This window comes from Yinghuangia aomiensis, from assembly GCF_039542225.1.
In the GTDB taxonomy this organism is placed as follows: Bacteria; Actinomycetota; Actinomycetes; order Streptomycetales; family Streptomycetaceae; genus Yinghuangia; species Yinghuangia aomiensis.
Genome location: NZ_BAABHS010000040.1, coordinates 1 through 17118, shown reverse-complemented (window position 1 = coordinate 17118; position 17118 = coordinate 1). Strand labels below are relative to the sequence as shown.

14 protein-coding genes and 1 rRNA gene are annotated in these 17118 nt (G+C 73.6%); 7 read left to right on the top strand and 8 right to left on the bottom strand.

Going from position 1 to position 17118, the window contains the following annotated elements:
• Nucleotides 1-119: 119 nt before the first annotated feature.
• Nucleotides 120-680 (top strand): GNAT family N-acetyltransferase, encoded by a 561-nt coding sequence (locus ABEA93_RS35600; protein WP_345680073.1) that lies wholly within the window; start codon nt 120-122, stop codon nt 678-680.
• Nucleotides 681-726: 46 nt separating this feature from the next.
• Entirely contained in the window at nt 727-1935 is a 1209-nt protein-coding gene (locus ABEA93_RS35595; RefSeq protein WP_345680072.1) for a winged helix-turn-helix domain-containing protein, read from the top strand.
• 24 nt (nt 1936-1959) lie between these two features.
• On the opposite strand, the gene ABEA93_RS35590 is transcribed toward ABEA93_RS35595, so the two are convergent.
• From ABEA93_RS35590 to ABEA93_RS35560, 7 genes are all read right to left on the bottom strand, one after another.
• A complete protein-coding gene (locus ABEA93_RS35590) occupies nt 1960-2670 on the bottom strand; it encodes a response regulator (RefSeq protein WP_345680070.1) in 711 nt (236 codons plus the stop codon).
• A 222-nt stretch (nt 2671-2892) separates the two neighbouring features.
• A complete protein-coding gene (gene hpf, locus ABEA93_RS35585) occupies nt 2893-3576 on the bottom strand; it encodes a ribosome hibernation-promoting factor, HPF/YfiA family (protein WP_345680069.1) in 684 nt (227 codons plus the stop codon).
• Nucleotides 3458-4429 carry a ComF family protein gene (locus tag ABEA93_RS35580; RefSeq protein ID WP_345680068.1) on the bottom strand — a complete coding sequence of 324 codons (972 nt, stop codon included), beginning with the start codon at nt 4427-4429 and terminating at the stop codon, nt 3458-3460. Before ABEA93_RS35580 ends, hpf begins: the two co-directional genes overlap by 119 nt.
• Nucleotides 4430-4595: 166 nt before the next feature.
• Nucleotides 4596-6398, bottom strand: a complete 1803-nt coding sequence (locus ABEA93_RS35575; protein ID WP_345680067.1) for an LpqB family beta-propeller domain-containing protein — start codon at nt 6396-6398, stop codon at nt 4596-4598.
• Entirely contained in the window at nt 6395-8299 is a 1905-nt protein-coding gene (gene mtrB / locus ABEA93_RS35570; RefSeq protein ID WP_345680066.1) for an MtrAB system histidine kinase MtrB, read from the bottom strand. The genes ABEA93_RS35575 and mtrB overlap by 4 nt, the downstream gene beginning before the upstream one ends.
• A 37-nt stretch (nt 8300-8336) precedes the next feature.
• Complete coding sequence (gene mtrA / locus ABEA93_RS35565) at nt 8337-9023, bottom strand: MtrAB system response regulator MtrA (protein ID WP_345680065.1); 687 nt, start codon at nt 9021-9023, stop codon at nt 8337-8339.
• Complete coding sequence (locus ABEA93_RS35560) at nt 9020-10222, bottom strand: S-methyl-5-thioribose-1-phosphate isomerase (protein WP_345680064.1); 1203 nt, start codon at nt 10220-10222, stop codon at nt 9020-9022. The genes mtrA and ABEA93_RS35560 overlap by 4 nt, the downstream gene beginning before the upstream one ends.
• Nucleotides 10223-10542: 320 nt before the next feature.
• On the opposite strand from ABEA93_RS35560, the gene ABEA93_RS35555 reads away from it, so the two are divergent.
• The 5 genes from ABEA93_RS35555 to ABEA93_RS35535 all read left to right on the top strand — a co-directional run bounded on the left by ABEA93_RS35555 (nt 10543) and on the right by ABEA93_RS35535 (nt 16812).
• Nucleotides 10543-12282, top strand: coding sequence for a hypothetical protein (locus ABEA93_RS35555; protein WP_345680063.1), 1740 nt, complete (start codon nt 10543-10545; stop codon nt 12280-12282).
• A complete protein-coding gene (locus ABEA93_RS35550) occupies nt 12279-12989 on the top strand; it encodes a DUF4129 domain-containing protein (protein WP_425585222.1) in 711 nt (236 codons plus the stop codon). Before ABEA93_RS35555 ends, ABEA93_RS35550 begins: the two co-directional genes overlap by 4 nt.
• The gene (locus tag ABEA93_RS35545; protein WP_345680062.1) at nt 12986-14227 is read left to right on the top strand and encodes a DUF4350 domain-containing protein; all 1242 of its coding nucleotides are present in this window, start codon (nt 12986-12988) and stop codon (nt 14225-14227) included. The genes ABEA93_RS35550 and ABEA93_RS35545 overlap by 4 nt, the downstream gene beginning before the upstream one ends.
• A gap of 62 nt (nt 14228-14289) precedes the next feature.
• Nucleotides 14290-15219 (top strand): AAA family ATPase, encoded by a 930-nt coding sequence (locus ABEA93_RS35540; RefSeq protein WP_345680109.1) that lies wholly within the window; start codon nt 14290-14292, stop codon nt 15217-15219.
• A gap of 297 nt (nt 15220-15516) precedes the next feature.
• Nucleotides 15517-16812, top strand: coding sequence for a DUF58 domain-containing protein (locus tag ABEA93_RS35535; RefSeq protein ID WP_345680061.1), 1296 nt, complete (start codon nt 15517-15519; stop codon nt 16810-16812).
• Between the two features lie 187 nt (nt 16813-16999).
• Here ABEA93_RS35535 and rrf read toward each other — a convergent pair.
• Nucleotides 17000-17116: ribosomal RNA gene (rrf, locus tag ABEA93_RS35530) — 5S ribosomal RNA — on the bottom strand.
• Nucleotides 17117-17118 lie beyond the last annotated feature (2 nt).

Below are 17118 nucleotides of genomic sequence, written 5' to 3'. Positions count from 1 at the left end.
CGGCGCCCATCCGCCTTTTTGGCGGACGGCACGGCGGGGCCCGTCCCGCCGATGCGCCCATGGTATGCGAGGACGCAACCCACCGGGAGGCACGCGGCCGACCGGGGCACAATGCCGGGATGGAACCCGTGGAGATTGCCGCCGGCAAGTACCAACTGCGCCCGTGGACGGCTCAGGACCTGGATGTCGCGCGCGAGCTGGTCACCGATCCCCTGGCTTGGCGCTGGATGCCGCCGCCGACCGATCCGCCGCCCGCGCACCGGACCGATCCGGAGGTGTGGCTCAGCCGCCGCATCGGGTTCTGGGAGGAGGGCAACCACGCGTCGTTCGCCCTCATGGACGCGGTGACGGGCGAGGTCTACGCGGACATCAGCGTCCAGCACATCGACCTCTCCTACCGCACCGCGGACGTCGGCTACTGGGTGCGCCCGCACGCCCGCCGCCGCGGCATAGCGGTGCACGGGGTGAACGCGGCCTCGCGCTGGGCGTTCGGCGCACTCGGCCTGCACCGGATCGCGCTGTTCCACGCGGCCCCCAACGAGGCGTCCTGCGCGGTCGCGCGACGCGCCGGTTTTGCACTCGAAGGCGTGATGCGGGATGCCTTCCCGGACCGCGAAGGCGTTTTCACCGACGAGCACGTGCACGCGCGCTTGGCCACCGACCCGCCGCTGCCCGAATAACGCAAGCCAGGGCTCGCAGGCGAACACTTGTTCTAAGGTGTTGTCCATGACCGTTCCGTCCCCCGCCGCCACGCTCACCGCCGACGACGCACGCAAGATCGTGCTGCGGGCCCAGGGCCTGCTCGGCGCGGTCGAGCGGCGCACCGGGGTGCGCGGCGTCCTCGGCCGGCTCGGCGCGGTGCAACTGGACACGATCTCGACGCTGGCGCGTTCGCACGAGTTGGTGCCGTACGCCCGCCTCGGCGCGATAGGGCGCCAAGCCGTCGAGTCGGCCTACTGGTCGGGCACCGGCACGTTCGAGTACTGGTCGCACGCCGCGTGCGTGCTGCCCGTGTCGTCGTGGCCGGACTTCGCGTTCCGCCGCCGCCACTACCGCAAGCGCGGCCACCTGTGGTCGGGGCACCCGATCTCGGACGAGGCGCACGACGGCGTCCTGGACCGGCTGCGCGCCGAGGGCTCCCTCACCGCCACCGAACTGGGCGGGGCCAAGAACAAGGGCGAGTGGTGGGACTGGTCGGAGACCAAGATCGCCGTCGAGCGCGCGCTGTCCTTCGGCGACGTGGTCTGCGTGCAGCGCCGCGGCTGGAAACGGGTCTACGACCTGCCCGAACGCGCCATCCCGGCGCAGTACACGGGCGACGACCGCACCGACGAGCAGTGCGTCCGCAACCTGGTGGCCGAGGCCGGCCGCCAGCTCGGCGTGGCCACCACCGCGGACCTGATGGACCAGTACCGCCTCACCCGCGAGCAGGTCGAGTCCGTGCTGCCGGCGACCCCCCTGGTCCCGGTGCTGGTCGAGGGCTGGGGCAGACCGTCCGCCGGCCGCACCGGCACGGCCGCCCCGGCGTGGGTGCACCCCGCCGAACTGGCGAGCCCGGCGCGCGGGCGGCACCGCACCACGCTGCTGTCGCCGTTCGACTCGCTGATCTGGGACCGGCCGCGGACCGCGCGCGTGTTCGGCTTCGAACACCGGCTCGAGGCGTACGTCCCCAAAGCCAAGCGGCAGCACGGCTACTTCACGATGCCGCTGCTCGCCGGCGGCAAGCTGATCGGCCGCGTCGACCCGGCCCGCGACGGACGCACCCTCGTCGCCCGGCAGTTGTCGTTCGCGTCCCCGCGCGTGTCCGAGAAGGCGCTGGACGCGATGGCGGCCGCGCTGCGCGAAGCCGCGTCCTGGGTCCGCTGCGACAGCGTCCGCCTGGAGCTGGTCAGCCCGGAGGCGGCACGCGCCCCGCTCGCCGCGCTGCTCGCCTGACCAGAGACCCGCCGTCCGGCAGCGTCAGTGGATCTCCAGGATCTTCTCCCGCACCGCGTACACCACGGCTTCCATCCGCGAGTGCAGCTGCAGCTTCTCCAGGATGTTGCGGACGTGGTTCTTCACCGTGTTCTCGCTGATGAACAGCTGCTTGGCGATGTCCCGGTTGTTCTTGCCGGTGGCCACCAGCCGCAGCACCTCGACCTCGCGGTCGGTCAGCCGCGGTGCGGGGACCAGCCGCCGCTCGTCGTCGCGCTGGATCATCGACTTGAACTCGGTCAGCAGCTTCGCCGCCATCGACGGGCTGATCTGCGACTGGCCGTCGGCGACCGCGCGGATGGCGGTGGCCACCTCGTCCGTCGATATCTCCTTGAGCAGGTAGCCGGTCGCGCCCGCCTTGATGGCGTCGTACAGGTCGGCTTCGTCGTCGCTCATCGTCAGCATGATGATGCGGGCGCTGGGCGCGACTTCCTTGATCGCGGTGCACGCCTCGATACCGCCGCGCCGGGGCATCCGCACGTCCAGCAGGACGATGTCCGGGAGCAGGTCCTGTGCGGCGTCGACCGCCTCGGCACCGTCGCCCGCCTCGCCGACCACCTCGATGTCGGGCTCGGCGGCGAGCACGATCTCCAGGCCGCGCCGGAACAGCGCGTGGTCGTCCACGACGAGGACCCGGATCGGCTCCGCGTGCGAGCCGTCCGCGGTGCTGCCGCCTGGGACGTGCTGTGCGCCCACCGTGTGCTCCCCCTCGGCCGACCCGGTACGCTCCGTGTCCGCTCCAGCATCCCACGTCATCGCCACGCCGCAATGCCCCCTCGCGTCGATTGCCCGGTTACGGCCCGAATGCGCCCGCGAAAATGCCCGCCGCCCCGCGGGGCGGGGCGGCGGGCGTCGGTTCCCGACGGGGAAACCCGGGCGGCCGGGGAGGTCACTCACCCGGTCACCCCGGTCACCGCGTCACGCCTCGTCCATCTCCAGGTCGGGGTCGCCGGTCTGCAGATGCATGACGCCGTAGTCGTAGCCGCGGCGCCGGTAGACCACGCTCGGCAGCGCCGAGTCCTTGTCCACGAACAAGTAGAAGTCGTGCCCGACCAGCTCCATCTCGTAGAGCGCCGTCTCCAACGTCATCGGCGGGGCGGTGTGCACCTTCTCGCGCACCACCAGCGGGCCGTCGCCGTCGACCTGGATGGGGCCGGCCATCCGCTTGCCGTTCATGCCGTTCACGCCGGCCAACTCGTCCAGCTCCTCGGCCGTGGCCACCTGGGACCCGCCGACCATCGTGCTTCCGTTCAGTTCCGCGGTGGCCGCACCCGTGGACATGGGGGCGTGGTGCCCCCGGTGGACGCGACGCCGGTCGGCAGCCTTGCGCAACTGTGCCTCCAGCTTTGACATCGCGAGGTCGAGCGCGGCGTACGGGTCCGTGGCTGCTGCCTCCGCCCGGACGACCGGCCCTTTGCTCCGCAGCGTGATCTCCACGCGGTCCGAACGGTCCGCCATCCGCGGGTTGCGCTCCTTGGAGACCTCAAGGTCGACGCTGATCACGCGGCCGTCGAGCTTGCGGACCTTGTCCAGCTTCTCGACGCAGTGCTTGCGGAACCGCTCGGGAACCTCCGTCTTTCGGCCCTTGACGACAATGTCCACGCAGAACTCCATCCATTGCGCCACGCCGGTGGGGCTGTCCGCCCGTCCGGCCGAGCTGGTCGAACGCCTCAGCGACCGCCGATGGACTCGGGTCCCGACCACTCGCTTCCCGGTGCGGGCGCCGGGCGGTCGCGGCCACCACGGCCGCTCCGATCACCCGTCCGCCCACGGAACCGGCCGCGCGGGTCGCTTCCGCGAGACTCGCCCCGGTGGTCACGAGATCGTCGACGATCACCACACTAATGCCCTCAAATAGGGGTGCCAACCTGCTGGAAACACCGAGTGCTCCGGTGACGTTCACCGCACGTTCACGGGCCGTGAGACCGGTTTGGTCGGCGACCGGCCGGGCATGGTGCAGGGCTGGGCAAACGCGGGCGGGCACGCCGCGGGCGCGGAGTGTGCGGGCGGCGCGCAAGGCCAGGGCGCGGGTGCTGTCGCGGCCACGGGCGCGCACGGCGCGGCGGGCCGACGGGACGGGCACCAGCACGACCGGCACAGGGCGGCGGGCCGCGGGCAGGACCGCGACGACTGTGGCGACGGCGGCCGCGAGGGCGTCGCCGAGCGGGGCGGTGGCGGCGTAGGCGCCGCGTTCCTTGTGGGCGATGAGCAGGGCCCGGACCGGGTCCTCGTACACGGCCGCGGCGGCGACCGGCGGCAGGCCGGGCGGCGCGGGTTCCGGGGACACGAGGTGCGGCGGGCATTGCAGGTAGGCCCGGCACCGGGCGCACACGGCCGTACCCGGCCGGCCGCACCCGGCACACGAGGCGGGCAGGACGAGGTCACCCCAGGTGGTGGTGAGTCGGCGCAGGGGGCGCGCCCACGGTCGCCGCTCGGCGTTCTCGTCGTGCCGCATGCGTTCCACGGTGCGGCATGGGAGCCGGTTCCACCCGCTTTTCGGCATTCCGCCACACCGGTGTCGCCGGATCGGGTATAGCGGCGGGCGCCGGGTTCGCACACCCGGCCGAACCGGCTCGGTCGGTCGGCTCGGCAAGGGGGTGGGCGGGAACGGACCGGGTCGGTCAGCCCGGATACGTCGGATACTCGCCCTCGCGGATCGCCTTCCAGGTGTTGCCCGGTTCGAGGCGGTAGATGTTGCGGTCGCTGGAGCGGGCGAGCAGCGGCTGGTCGGCGCCGTCGGGGGCGGCGATGGCTTCGATGCCGGACACCGCGGCGATGCCGACCGTGTTGCCGCCGTCGACGTCGACGAACTGCGGCTGCATCGAGCCCTGCTCCTGGGTGCCGAGGACGACCAGGCGGTTCGCACCGTTCCAGGACACCGATTTGGCGGACACCAGGTTCGGCAGGAGGACGCGCGGCGCGTCGATGGTGACCGTCGAGACGACCTTGCGGACCGGGTCGACGCCGCGGATGACCCGGCCTGTCACCAGGTGGCGTTCGTCGAGCAGCAGCGCGGCGCGGGTGCCGTCCGGGGATATGCGCAATCCGGTGACCTTGCTCTCCCCGAAGCCTTCGAGGGTGACCGGGATCGTGCCTTCCTTGTCGACCCACAGCACGCGGGTGGCGCCGCTGGAGGAGTTGCGTTCCACCGTCCACAGGCCGCCGCGGCCGTCCCATGTGGGGCTGAGGAACGTGCGGCCGGAGCCGGCCCTGGCGCGCTCCTCGACCCCGGCGACGCTGTCGAGGAGGCCGACGTACAGGGTGGTGTCGCTCTGGTCGATCCCGGCTATCTGGCGGCCTTGGCGGGCGACGGCGATCTCGCTGAGCTTGAGCGAGCCGTCGCCGAACGGGCCGGGCAGCGGGGCCGGCTGGGTGCTGTTCGCGGCCAGGCTGTTCACCGCGCCCTTGGCGACGTAGTAGCCGACCGGGGTGGTCTGCGGCAGCGCCGGGTCGAACTGCTGGGCGCCCTGCTTGGACTGGCTGCACAGCTTGGGGCCGCGGTGCGTGGTCAGCTCGACGGACTCGACCTTGGTGACCTGCCCGAGCGTGTACAGCACCTGCGACGCCATCTCCAGGCACTGGGCCGCGGGGGCCTGCTTGGCTTCGTCGCTGAGCTGGATGCTCACCGCGCCGGTGTCGTCGACGTTGACCGCGCGGTCCACCAGCGAGGTGTTCAGGGGGAAGCTGCTGCGCACGACCGGGGAGAGCCACTTGGTCGGGCCCTTGAGCAGCTTCTCCACGAGCGTGGTGGTGGGGGTGACGCGGCTGCGCAGGTATATCGGGTCGGGGACGAGCAGCGGGGTGTTCCAGGGGCTGGCGTACCAGTAGAGGCTGACCGACTTGTAGATGCGCCGGAAGTCCGCGCGGGACAGCAGCAGGCCGTCGGGCAGCTTGTCGATGCGCCACTGGCCGTCGCCGTTGCGGCGCAGTTCGAACGTCTCGGCGAGCTGTGCGGGCGAGGGCTGGTAGGCCATTTCGCCGTCGACGGAGGCGACCTGCTGGCCGGTGACGTCGACGACGGTGGCGGCCGCGCCTTCGGGGGCGACCGGGTGGGAGATGGTGCCGGGGAACGACTCGACGACCTTGATGCCGGACGTCGGGTTCCAGCGCGCGGCGGCCTCGGGGGTGAGGTACTTGCGCGCGGTCTGGTACTCGGGCTCGTCACTGGTGACGGCTTCGAGGAACCCGTCGACGAGGTTCTTGGGCGACTCGTCGCGCTGCGGCGGCACCCCGAAGACGCGTACGGGCTGGTCCTCGGCCTGGCTCTCGTTCCCGCGCGTGACGTCCTCGACCTTGCCGCTGCCGGGCATGGACGCGCACGCGCCGAGCAGCACGAGGCTCGCCGCGGCGGCCCCGGCGCGCAGGGCGCGGCCGAGCCCGCTCTGCGCGCGGTGCGGGCGGCGCGGTACTCGATTGGCGCTCACCGGCCGCCGCCTTCCTTGGTCGGGTACGTCTTGTACGTCGCCGGGGCGCCGCCGCCGGGCAGTCCGCGCGGCACGTCCCCCGGCCGGGCCGAGCCGCCGTTCGAGGCGGGCGGGCCCGCGGGCGGCGTCCCCGTCCCCTGGGTGCCGGGCGGGCCGCCGGCCCGCCGGTAGGGCGTCCCGGCCAGGTGCAGGCCGCGGTTGGCGCGCGAGTCGGGCGGTTCCAGCGGCAGCGGCGAGCGGACCAGTTCGCCGCCGTGTGCGCGCGGCAGCGTGAGCCGGAACTGCGATCCGCCGCCCGGCTCGCCCCACGCCTGCAGCCAGCCGCCGTGCAGGTGGGTGTCCTCCAGCGCGATCGACAGGCCGAGGCCGGTGCCGCCGGTGGTGCGGGCGCGGGCCGGGTCGGCGCGCCAGAACCGGTTGAACACCAGGGACGACTCGCCGGGCTTGAGGCCGACGCCGTAGTCGCGCACGGTCACCGCGACCGCGTCGTCGTTGACCCCGACGGTCACCACCACGTCGCGTCCCTCGCCGTGCTCGACGGCGTTCACGACCAGGTTGCGCAGCACCCGGTCGATGCGCCGCGGATCGACTTCCGCGACGCAAGGGCGGCCGGGATCGGCGACGACGATGCGGCTGCCGCGGCGCTCGGCGAGCGGTTCGGCGGCGTCCACGACCCGGCCGACCAGGTCGCGCAGGTCGAGCGCATCGGATTCCAGAACGGCCGCGCCCGCGTCGAACCGGCTGATCTCCAGCAGGTCGGACAGCAGCGCCTCGAACCGGTCGAGCTGGGTCTGCAGCAGTTCCGCGGAGCGCGAGACCGCGGGGTCGAAGTTGCCGCGCGCCTCGTGCAGCACGTCGGCGGCCATCCGCACGGTGGTCAGCGGTGTGCGCAGTTCGTGCGACACGTCCGAGACGAACCGGCGCTGCATGCGCGAGAGGTCTTCGAGCTGGCGGATCTTGTTCTGCAGTGTGGACGCCATCTTGTTGAACGACGAGCCGAGCCGGGCGAGGTCGTCCTCGCCGTTCGGTCTCATGCGTTCCTCGAGGCGGCCCGCGGCCAGCCGTTCGGCGATCCGGGCGGCCATCCGCACCGGGGTGACCACCTGGCGGGTGACCAGCGCGGCGATCGCCACGAGCAGCAGCACCAGGAACACGCCCGCCGTGGCGAGCGTGCCGCGTACCAGCCCGAGCGTCTTCTCCTCCGGGGTGAACGGGAAGAAGTAGTAGAGCTGGTAGTGGTTGCCCTGCGGGTCCGACAACTGCGCGCCGACGACCACGCCCTTGGTGCTCGTCCGCCCGCCGCCCGGCTCGGTCGACTCGCGCACGATCCGGGTGAACTGGTACGCCGCCCCGGAATGCCGCCCGACTTCGGTGCGCAGGTCGCGCGGCACGCTCAGGTCGGCGAGCACGTTGCCGGACGAGCGCGGGCCCCAGCGGGTGTCCTGCGTGTTGGCGGTCGCGTCGGGGCTGAGCACGGCCACGTCGTACTGGCCCTTGCCGCCGCTGGACAGCTGGTCGACCAGGCCGGTCAGCCAGTCCTTGACGTCGAACCCGCCGGTGTCCGGCGCGCTGCCGGTCCCCGTCGGGGCAGGCTGGCGCCCGGCCTCGGCGGCCAGCGCGGACGCCTGCTGCCGGGCCACCTGGAACCCGCCCTGGGCCTGCGCGGTCGCCGACGACACCTTCGCGTCGAGGAGACCGCCCTGCACCTGGCCCACCACGACGATGCCGAGCAGCACCATGACCGCAGCGGACAGCACCAGCGTGGTGGACACCACGCGGAACTGGATCGACCGCCGCCAGATCGCGACGACCCGCCCCGCCGCGGCACGCGCCCTGCGCAGCGCGAGGGTCCACAAGGACCAGCCGCGGCGCAGCGGCGAAGGCGGCGAGGGGTAGGCCATCAGGTCACGGGTCTCGGACTCGTCGGGGCGGGGCGGCTCAGGCCGGGCCCGCCTTGTAGCCGACACCGCGCACGGTCACCACGATCTCCGGCCGCTCCGGGTCGCGCTCGATCTTCGAGCGCAGCCGCTGCACGTGCACGTTGACCAGGCGGGTGTCGGCGGCGTGCCGGTAGCCCCAGACCTGCTCGAGCAGGACTTCACGGGTGAAGACCTGCCACGGCTTGCGGGCGAGCGCGACCAGCAGGTCGAACTCGAGCGGGGTGAGCGCGATGTTCCGGCCGTCGCGCTTGACCGAGTGCCCGGCGACGTCGATCACCAAGTCCCCGATCACCAGCTGCTCCGGTGTCGGTTCCTCGGCCCGGCGCAGCCGGGCGCGGACCCGCGCCACCAGCTCCTTGGGCTTGAACGGCTTGATCACGTAGTCGTCGGCACCCGATTCGAGGCCCACGACGACATCGACCGTGTCGCTCTTCGCGGTGAGCATGACGATCGGTACACCGGACTCCGCGCGGATCTGCCGACACACGTCGATGCCGTCCCTGCCGGGCAGCATCAAGTCGAGCAGCACCAGGTCCGGTTTGACCTCCCGGAAAGTCTGGAGTGCTTTGTCGCCGTCGGCCACGAACGACGGCTCGAAGCCTTCGCCCCGCAGCACGATGCCAAGCATCTCGGACAGCGCGGTGTCATCGTCGACGATGAGGACACGTCCCTTCATAGACATCATCGTCGCATTACCGGATCGTGACCTGCACTCATCCGGGCAATCGCGATCGTCGTCACCGGCGACAAAACCCCTGTTTCCGTGACAATCGCGCAGATCAGCGCGGGTGGCGTCACATCGAAAGCCGGATCGGAGGAGGCATCGCCGGCCGTCGCGAGGGCGCGGCGGGAGGACTCCGTGACCTCACCGGCATCACGGATCCCGCCCACGATGGCAGCTTCGGAGGGCGCGCGGGGGTCGATTGCGGCAACCGGGGCGACGACGAGGACGGGGATTCCGCGGGGGCCGGCTCGCGCGGCCCGGCGGGCCAGGGCGTGGGTGCCGGCGGTGTTGGTGACGGCGCCGTCGGCGGCGATGCGGTGAGCGCCGACGAGGACGAGGTCGATGCCGCCGAGGGCGTCGAGGGACTCGAAGGCGACATCGGGGTCGGTGACGGTGTGGGGGTCGGGCAGGGCGGCGTACGGCAGGCCGCAGCGCTCGGCCTCGTAGGCGGTGAGCGCGGCGGCGGCGCCGCCGTGGAGGCGGGCGAGGCGTCCGGCGCGGTGCAGGGCGCGGGCGACGGCGAAGGCGGTGCCTTCACCACCGTGGGTGAGAGCGCCGGTGTCGCCGTGGGTAAGGACGCGCAGGGGGCGGTCGGGGAGGAGTTCGGCGGCCAGGCGGGCGCCCTGGCGGGCCAGGGCGGCGCTGGTCCGGTCGACCGCGGTGTGGAGGGCCCGCGCGGCGGCGAGGGGCGCTGCGGGGTCGTGGGCGGACTGCCGCCAGGCCTCGCGGGCTTGGCGGGCGCCGGAGGCGAGGGCCGAGGTGCGCCAGGTCTCGCGGGCGGGGTGGGCGGGCGTGGGGTCGTATGCCGCGTGCACCCGGGCGCCGACGGCAGGCGCGGGCTCGGCTGTGTCGCGTGTCCGCCCGAGGTCGGTGCGGGTGAGCGCGTCGGCCGCCGCCTCGACGTCGTCGCCGCGGGCGGCGGCGAGGGCGACGCCATAGGCCGCCGCGATGCCGAGCAGCGGGCCGCCGTCCACGACGCGGCGCCGGATCGCGTCCACCAGCGCCGGAACGTCACTGCAGACCAGCCGGGCCTCGGCGCCGGGCAGGCGGGTCCGGTCCAGGAGCACGACGGCGGGACCGCGGCCGTAAGCGGTGGGGAGGTCGTCGCTCCAGAAGACGGGGCGCGGGTCCCAGCCGGCGTCGGAGGGGAGGGTGGGCATGCGGCAAGTGTGCCGCGCAGGGTGGCAGTGTGGCGGGTGGAGCGGTCGCCCTTGCGGCGGCGCGGCCGCGGGGAGCGCGACCGCGCGAAGTGCGGCCGCGTCCTCCCCGTCCGCCTGCGGCGGTCACCGGGCGAGGGTGCGGCTTGGTGCCCGTCGGCCTGCGGCTGCGTCGGCGATCCGGACTTTCCCGGTCGGCGCCTGGCCGGGAGCCGGTCGGCCGGGGGTGCCCCCGCGATCGAAAACGCGGGAGTCGACCGCCAGGCGCGGGCAAAACCGTGCCACGATTGACCGCCATCCAACCGGAACGAGGAGCAACTTCGATGACGGACTCTCCGGGCCGCCCCGCCGACGAGCCCCGGAAGGTTCCCACGCCGCCCGAGACGGCGGCGGACGACGCCGGGACACCGGACACGGCCGACGCCCCCGAGCCGCCCGCCGGCCCGGCCCCGGACCCGGCAGCGACCGCGCCGGACGCCCCGTGGACGGCCACGGACGCGCCCCGCCTGAACGCGCCGCGCGCGGAGGCGGCGAGCGAGGACGAGCCGACTGCTCCGACTGCTCCGACCGCCGACGCACCGCGCGGCGGGGACGCGACGTCCCGCCGCGAAGCAGACGCGAGCGGGTCCGGTGCGGACGGGTCGGGCAAGGCCTCCGCCGACACGAGCACGGACACGAGCACCGTCGCGAACGTCGATGCGAGCGCCGACGCGGCCGCGGACGCCGTGCCGGGCGGTTCGGCCGCACCGGACTCCCCTGTCTCGGAGGACTCCCCCGGAACCCCGGACACCGGCGCCCCGTCGGCCGCCTCCGGTGCGTCCCCCGCCGCGGACGGCGCCGACGCCGCCCCCTCCGCCGCCCCCGTCCCCCCGGGCTGGTCCTCCCAGCAGCCGCCCGCCGCGTCCGGCTGGGGTGTCCCCGGCGGGTCCGGCAACGGTGTCCCGCCGGGCTGGGGTGCGCCGCATCAGCAGCCGGACCCGCAGCAGCCCCGTCCGCCGCAGACACCCAAGTGGGGCGCCCCCGGCGGCCCGCCGCCGACGCACGGCTGGGGCGCGCCCGGCGGTCCCGGCTGGGGTGCGCCGCCGCGCTGGCAGGGGTCGGCCACACCCGCGGCCAAGCCCGGCATCATCCCGCTGCGTCCGCTCGGCGTGGGCGAGGTCCTGGACGGGGCGATCGCGGCGATGCGCGCCCACTGGAAGCTCATGATCGGGCTGTCGCTGGTCGTGGCCCTGGTGACGCAGGCCATCGCCGTCCCCGCGCAGTGGGCCATCCTGCGGAACGTCGACCTGTCCCCGCTCGACGAGCCGAACCCCGACACCGACCAGCTCAGGGACATCATGGGGCCGCTGGTCGGCTCCACCGCCGTGCTGTTCGTCGTCATGCTGCTCGGGCAGCTCGTGATCACCGGCATCCTGACGCTCGTCGTCAGCCGCGCCGTGCTCGGCAAGGACATCACCCTCGACCGCGCCTGGCAGGGCACCAAGCCGCTGCTGTGGCGGCTCCTCGGCGTGTCGGCGCTGACGCCTCTCATCCCGGCGGGACTATTCCTGGCATGCCTTCTGCCGGGACTGGTGCTCGCCGCGCTGTTCGGCGCGGCCGGCGGCGCCGTGCTCGTGCTCGGGTTCATCGGCGGCGGCGTGCTCTTCGTCTACGCGTACGTCCTGCTCGCCCTGGCCACGCCCGCGTTGATCCTCGAGAAGCAGACCGTCGGCAAGGCCCTCGCCCGGTCGCGCAAACTCGTCACCGGCAGCTGGTGGCGGGTCTGCGGCATCCTGCTGCTGATCACGATCCTGTCCGGGATCCTCGGCGCGATCGTGCAGACGCCCTTCGGCCTGGCCACCGGGTTCTCCCAGTTCGGCGCCGCGGCCGTCCCCGACTCGTTCACCGACGCCATGATCGTGGGCATCGGCGGGGTCATCGCCTACGCCATCACGTTCCCCTTCAACGCGGGCGCGACCGCGCTCCTCTACATCGACCAGCGCATGCGCCGCGAGGCCCTGGACCTGGAACTCGCGCGTGCCGCGGGCCTCGTCCCGGACGACGCCACCCCGGCGGCCTCGTGACCGATGCCCTCCACGCGGTGCTCGCGGCGGTCCCGGCCGCCGCGACACCGCCGCCCGGGCCGGTCGACATCCCGCGCGACCCGGCCCGGGACGCCGCCCGCGACGAACTGTCCAAGCAGATCTACCACCAGGACGACCCGTCGCTGTTCCAGCGCGTGTTCGACTGGATCGTCGACCGGTTCGCCGACCTGCTCGACAAGGCCACCTCGCTGGCCCCCGGCGGACCGTTCGGACTCGTCCTGCTGTTCGCCCTCGTCGTCGCCGCGGTCATCGCGGTACGGCTGCGCCTCGGCCCGCTCCGCGTCCACCGCACGGCGACCGCCAAGGACGCCCTGTTCGCCGACGCCCGACCGCGCACCGCGGCCGACCACCGCGCCGCCGCGGACGCCCACGCCGCCCGCGGCGCCTGGGACACCGCCGTGCAAGAGCGCCTCCGCGCCATCGTCCGCGGCCTCGAAGAACGCGCGATCCTCGACGAACGCCCCGGCCGCACCGCGCACGAAGCCGCCGCCGAAGCCGGCCGCAGCCTCCCCGCCCTCGCCCCGGAACTCACCGCCGCCGCCGCCGTCTTCGACGACGTCCGCTACGGCGCCCACCCGGCCACCGCGGCCATGGACGCCACCCTCCGCGACCTCGACCGCCGCTGCGCCGCCGCCCGCCCGGCCCGCGAACCCGTCGCCGCGGCCGCCGACCGGACACCGCGATGAGCACCGCGCCGCCGTCGGCCGCCGCCTCCGCCGACACCGACGAGCCGATCGCCCCGCCGACGGACCGCCCGGCCGCGCGCCGCACCACCTCCGTCAGCCCCGACGGCGCCGCGATCTGGCGCGCCGTCCGCATGCCGCTGCTGCTCGCCGCGCTCGTCCTGATCGTGGTCGCCGGCACCGTCCTCATCACCGGCGGACGCGAACGCGGCGACCTCGACCCGCGCGCCGCCGACCCGTCCGGATCCCGCGCCCTCGCCGAACTCCTGCGCCGCCAGGGCATCGACGTCACACTCGTCACCGACACCACGGCGCTCCTCACCGCGGTCGAACAGACGCCCGACACCACCACCGTCGTCGTCCCGTTCCCCGAACGCCTGACCGACGCACAACTCGGCGCCGTCGGCGTGCTCCGCCCCGCCCGCACCGTCCTGATCGCACCCGAATCCGCGGCCCTGGAAGCCTTCGGCGTCGACGCCTCCGACTCCGGAACCGTGTCGACCGGCGTCCTGCAGCCCCGCTGCACGCTTCCCGAAGCCGAACGCGCCGGCTCCGTCAACCTCGGCGGCCGCGGCTACATCTCCAACGCCCAAGGTGCCGTGCGCTGTTACCCGCAGGAGGGACAGCCGACCCTGGCGGTCGTCCCGCGCGAAAGCGGCGACGTCGTCCTGTTCGGCACCGGCAACCCGCTGCGCAACCGCGACCTCGACGAACAAGGCAACGCGTCCCTGAGCATGCAACTCCTCGGCGGCCACCCGACGGTGCTGTGGTACCTGCCGTCGAACGCCGAAGACGGCGGCCAAGAAGGCTTGTTGCACCTGCTGCCGGCGGGCTGGCGGTTCGGCATCCTGCAGTTCGGCATCGCCGTCGTCCTGTTCGCGCTGTACCGGGCCCGCCGCCTCGGCCCCGTCGTCACCGAGCCGCTGCCCGTCGTCGTCCGCGCCACCGAGACCGCCGAAGGCCGCGCCCGGCTGTACCGGCGCGGCCGCACCGCCGGACACGCCGCCGAGGAACTCCGCGCCGCGGCCCGGGCCCGCATCGCGGCCCGCCTCGGCGTCCCGTCGGCGGCCGCACCCACCGCCCTCGCCGACGCGGCCGCGGCACGCACGGGCCGGCCGGCGGCCGACATCCACGATCTTCTGTACGGTGCGGTCCCGATCGGCGACGACGGCCTGATCGCCCTCGCCGACCGCCTCGACCTGCTGGAAGAACACGTCAAGACAGGGGAACCCCAGCCGTGAGCGGACCCGTCACCACCCAGGAAACCGCCGCCCTCCCGTCCGGCGACGCGGCACGCGCCGCGATGGAAGCCCTGCGGGGCGAGGTCGCCAAGGTCGTGGTCGGACAGGACTCGGTCGTGTCCGGACTGGTCATCGCCCTGCTGTGCCGCGGCCACGTGCTCCTCGAAGGCGTACCGGGCGTCGCCAAGACGCTGCTGGTCCGCACCCTGGCCCGCGCCCTCGATCTGCGGTCCACACGCGTGCAGTTCACGCCCGACCTGATGCCGGGCGACGTGACCGGGTCGATGGTCTACGACGCCCGCACCGCGGAGTTCTCCTTCCGCCCGGGCCCGGTCTTCACCAACCTGATGCTCGCGGACGAGATCAACCGCACGCCCCCCAAGACCCAGGCGTCGCTGCTGGAGGCGATGGAAGAACGCCAGGTCTCGGTGGACGGCACGCCGCGGCCGCTGCCCGACCCGTTCGTCGTCGCGGCGACGCAGAACCCCGTCGAGTACGAAGGCACGTATCCCCTGCCGGAAGCCCAGCTCGACCGCTTCCTGCTGAAACTGACGGTGCCGCTGCCCGGCCGCGACGAGGAAATCGACGTCCTGCGCCGCCACGCGGCGGGCTTCGACCCGCGCGACCTGGACGCGGCGGGCATCCGCCCGGTCGCGGGCCCGGCCGAACTCGCGGCGGGCCGCGCCGCGGTCGGCGCGCTGCGGGTGGACCCCGACGTCCTGGCGTATGTGGTGGACCTGGTGCGGGCCACCCGCACCTCGCCGTCCCTGCAGCTCGGCGTCTCGCCGCGCGGCGCCACGGCGCTGCTGGCGACCGCCCGCGCGTGGGCGTGGCTGTCGGGCCGCGACTACACGACACCGGACGATGTGAAGGCGCTCGCGAAGCCGACGTTGCGGCATCGCGTACAGCTGCGCCCGGAAGCGGAGCTGGAGGGCGTCACGGCGGACTCGGTGGTGGATGCGGTGCTGGCTTCGGTGCCGGTGCCGCGGTGAGGGTGGGGGACGGTGGGCGAGCCGATTCGACACCGGTGCCGTGGTGAGGAGCTGTGGACGACCCCCCGCCCATGCGTCCCACCCCCACCGCACCTGTGGACAGCCCCCGCCACCCCAACCACCCCACCTGCTAAGCAGGTTGGCAAGGGGACCCCAATAAAAGTCAGACCATCACACCGGCCGTGTGCATCCCCCCAGCCGACGCCGAATGTTTCGGCAGTCCGGTCCTCCAGCCCTGGTCAGCCCCAGTCCGCCCCAGTCAGGCCCGGTAGCCCGTAGGAAGGAGACGGAGCCTCGATGACGCTCACCGCGCGCACTGCCCTGGCCGCCGCCGTCGGCGCGCTCGTCGTAGGGCTGCTGATCCCCTCGTGGACCGGCGTCGCCCTCGTGTGCGGCGTGCTCGCGGCGCTCGTCGTCATCGACCTCGTCCTCGCCGGACCGGTCCGCGCGCTGCAGTTCACCCGCGACGGCGACACCACCGTCCGACTCGGCGAACCCGCGCGCGTCACGCTCACGGTGGACAACCCGTCCGAACGCGCGGTCGACGGCCGGCTCCGCGACGCCTGGCCGCCCAGCGCCGGCGCGCACGAGCAGCGCCACACCCTCGCGATCCGACCCGGCGAACGCGCCCGCATCACGACCGACCTGCGGCCCACCCGGCGCGGTGACCGGTCCGCGCACCGGGTGACCGTCCGGTCCCTCGGCCCGCTGGGCATCGCCGGCCGCCAAGGCTCGCACGAGGTGCCGTGGACGGTCCGCGTCCTGCCTGCGTTCCCAAGCCGCCGCCTGCTGCCGTCCAAACTCGAACGACTGCGTGAGCTGGACGGCCGGTCCGCCGTCCTCACCCGCGGCCGCGGCACCGAGTTCGACGCGCTGCGCGAGTACGTGCCCGGCGACGATGTCCGCTCGATCGACTGGCGGGCCACCGCGCGGGCCCAGAACGTCGTGGTCCGCACCTGGCGGCCGGAACGGGACCGGCACATCCTCGTCGTGCTGGACACCGGCCGCACCTCCGCGGGCCGCATCGGCGACGCACCGCGGCTCGACGCGGCGATGGACGCCGCGCTGCTGCTGACCGCAGTCGCCGCCAAAGCGGGCGACCGCGTGGACCTCCTCGCGCACGACCGCCGGGTCCGCGCGGACGTGCGGGGCGCCTCGCGCACCGCCGTCCTCCCGACCTTCGTCCAGGCCATGGCACCCCTGGAACCCGAACTCGTCGAAGCGAACGCACCTCGGCTGGTCGCCGAGATCATCCGCCGCGCGAAGCGCCGCTCCCTCGTCGTCCTGCTCACCGGCCTGGACGCCGAAGCCGTCCGCGAAGGCCTCCTGCCGGTCCTGCCTCAGCTCACCGACCGGCACGAGGTCGTCGTGGCCGCCGTCGCCGACCCGGCGCTCACCGCGATGGCCGGCGGCCGCGGCACCGCGGAAGCGGTGTATGCCGCCGCGGCCGCCGAACGCGAACTCCGCGAGCGCCGCGACACCGCCGCCGAACTCCAGCGGCACGGGGTCAGCGTGGTGGACGCTCCGCCGGTCGAACTGGCTTCGCAGCTGACGGATGTGTATCTGGCATTGAAGCTTGCGGGGCGGTTGTAGGGGTTGTTGTGCGGCCGGCCTGCGATGCGGCCGGCCCGCGGGACCGACCGGAAACGCAAAAGGCCCCTCCCGGGCGGGAGGGGCCTACACGCACGTCGACCTGATGCACGCCAATTCACGAACAACGAGCGGGTCCGGAAATGCAGAAAGCCCCGCCCGGTCACCCGGGCGGGGCTTTCTAAGTAAATTCCGGCGGCGTCCTACTCTCCCACACCCCTTCGAGTGCAGTACCATCGGCGCTGAAGAGCTTAGCTTCCGGGTTCGGAATGGGACCGGGCGTTTCCTCTTCGCCAAGACCACCGGAAA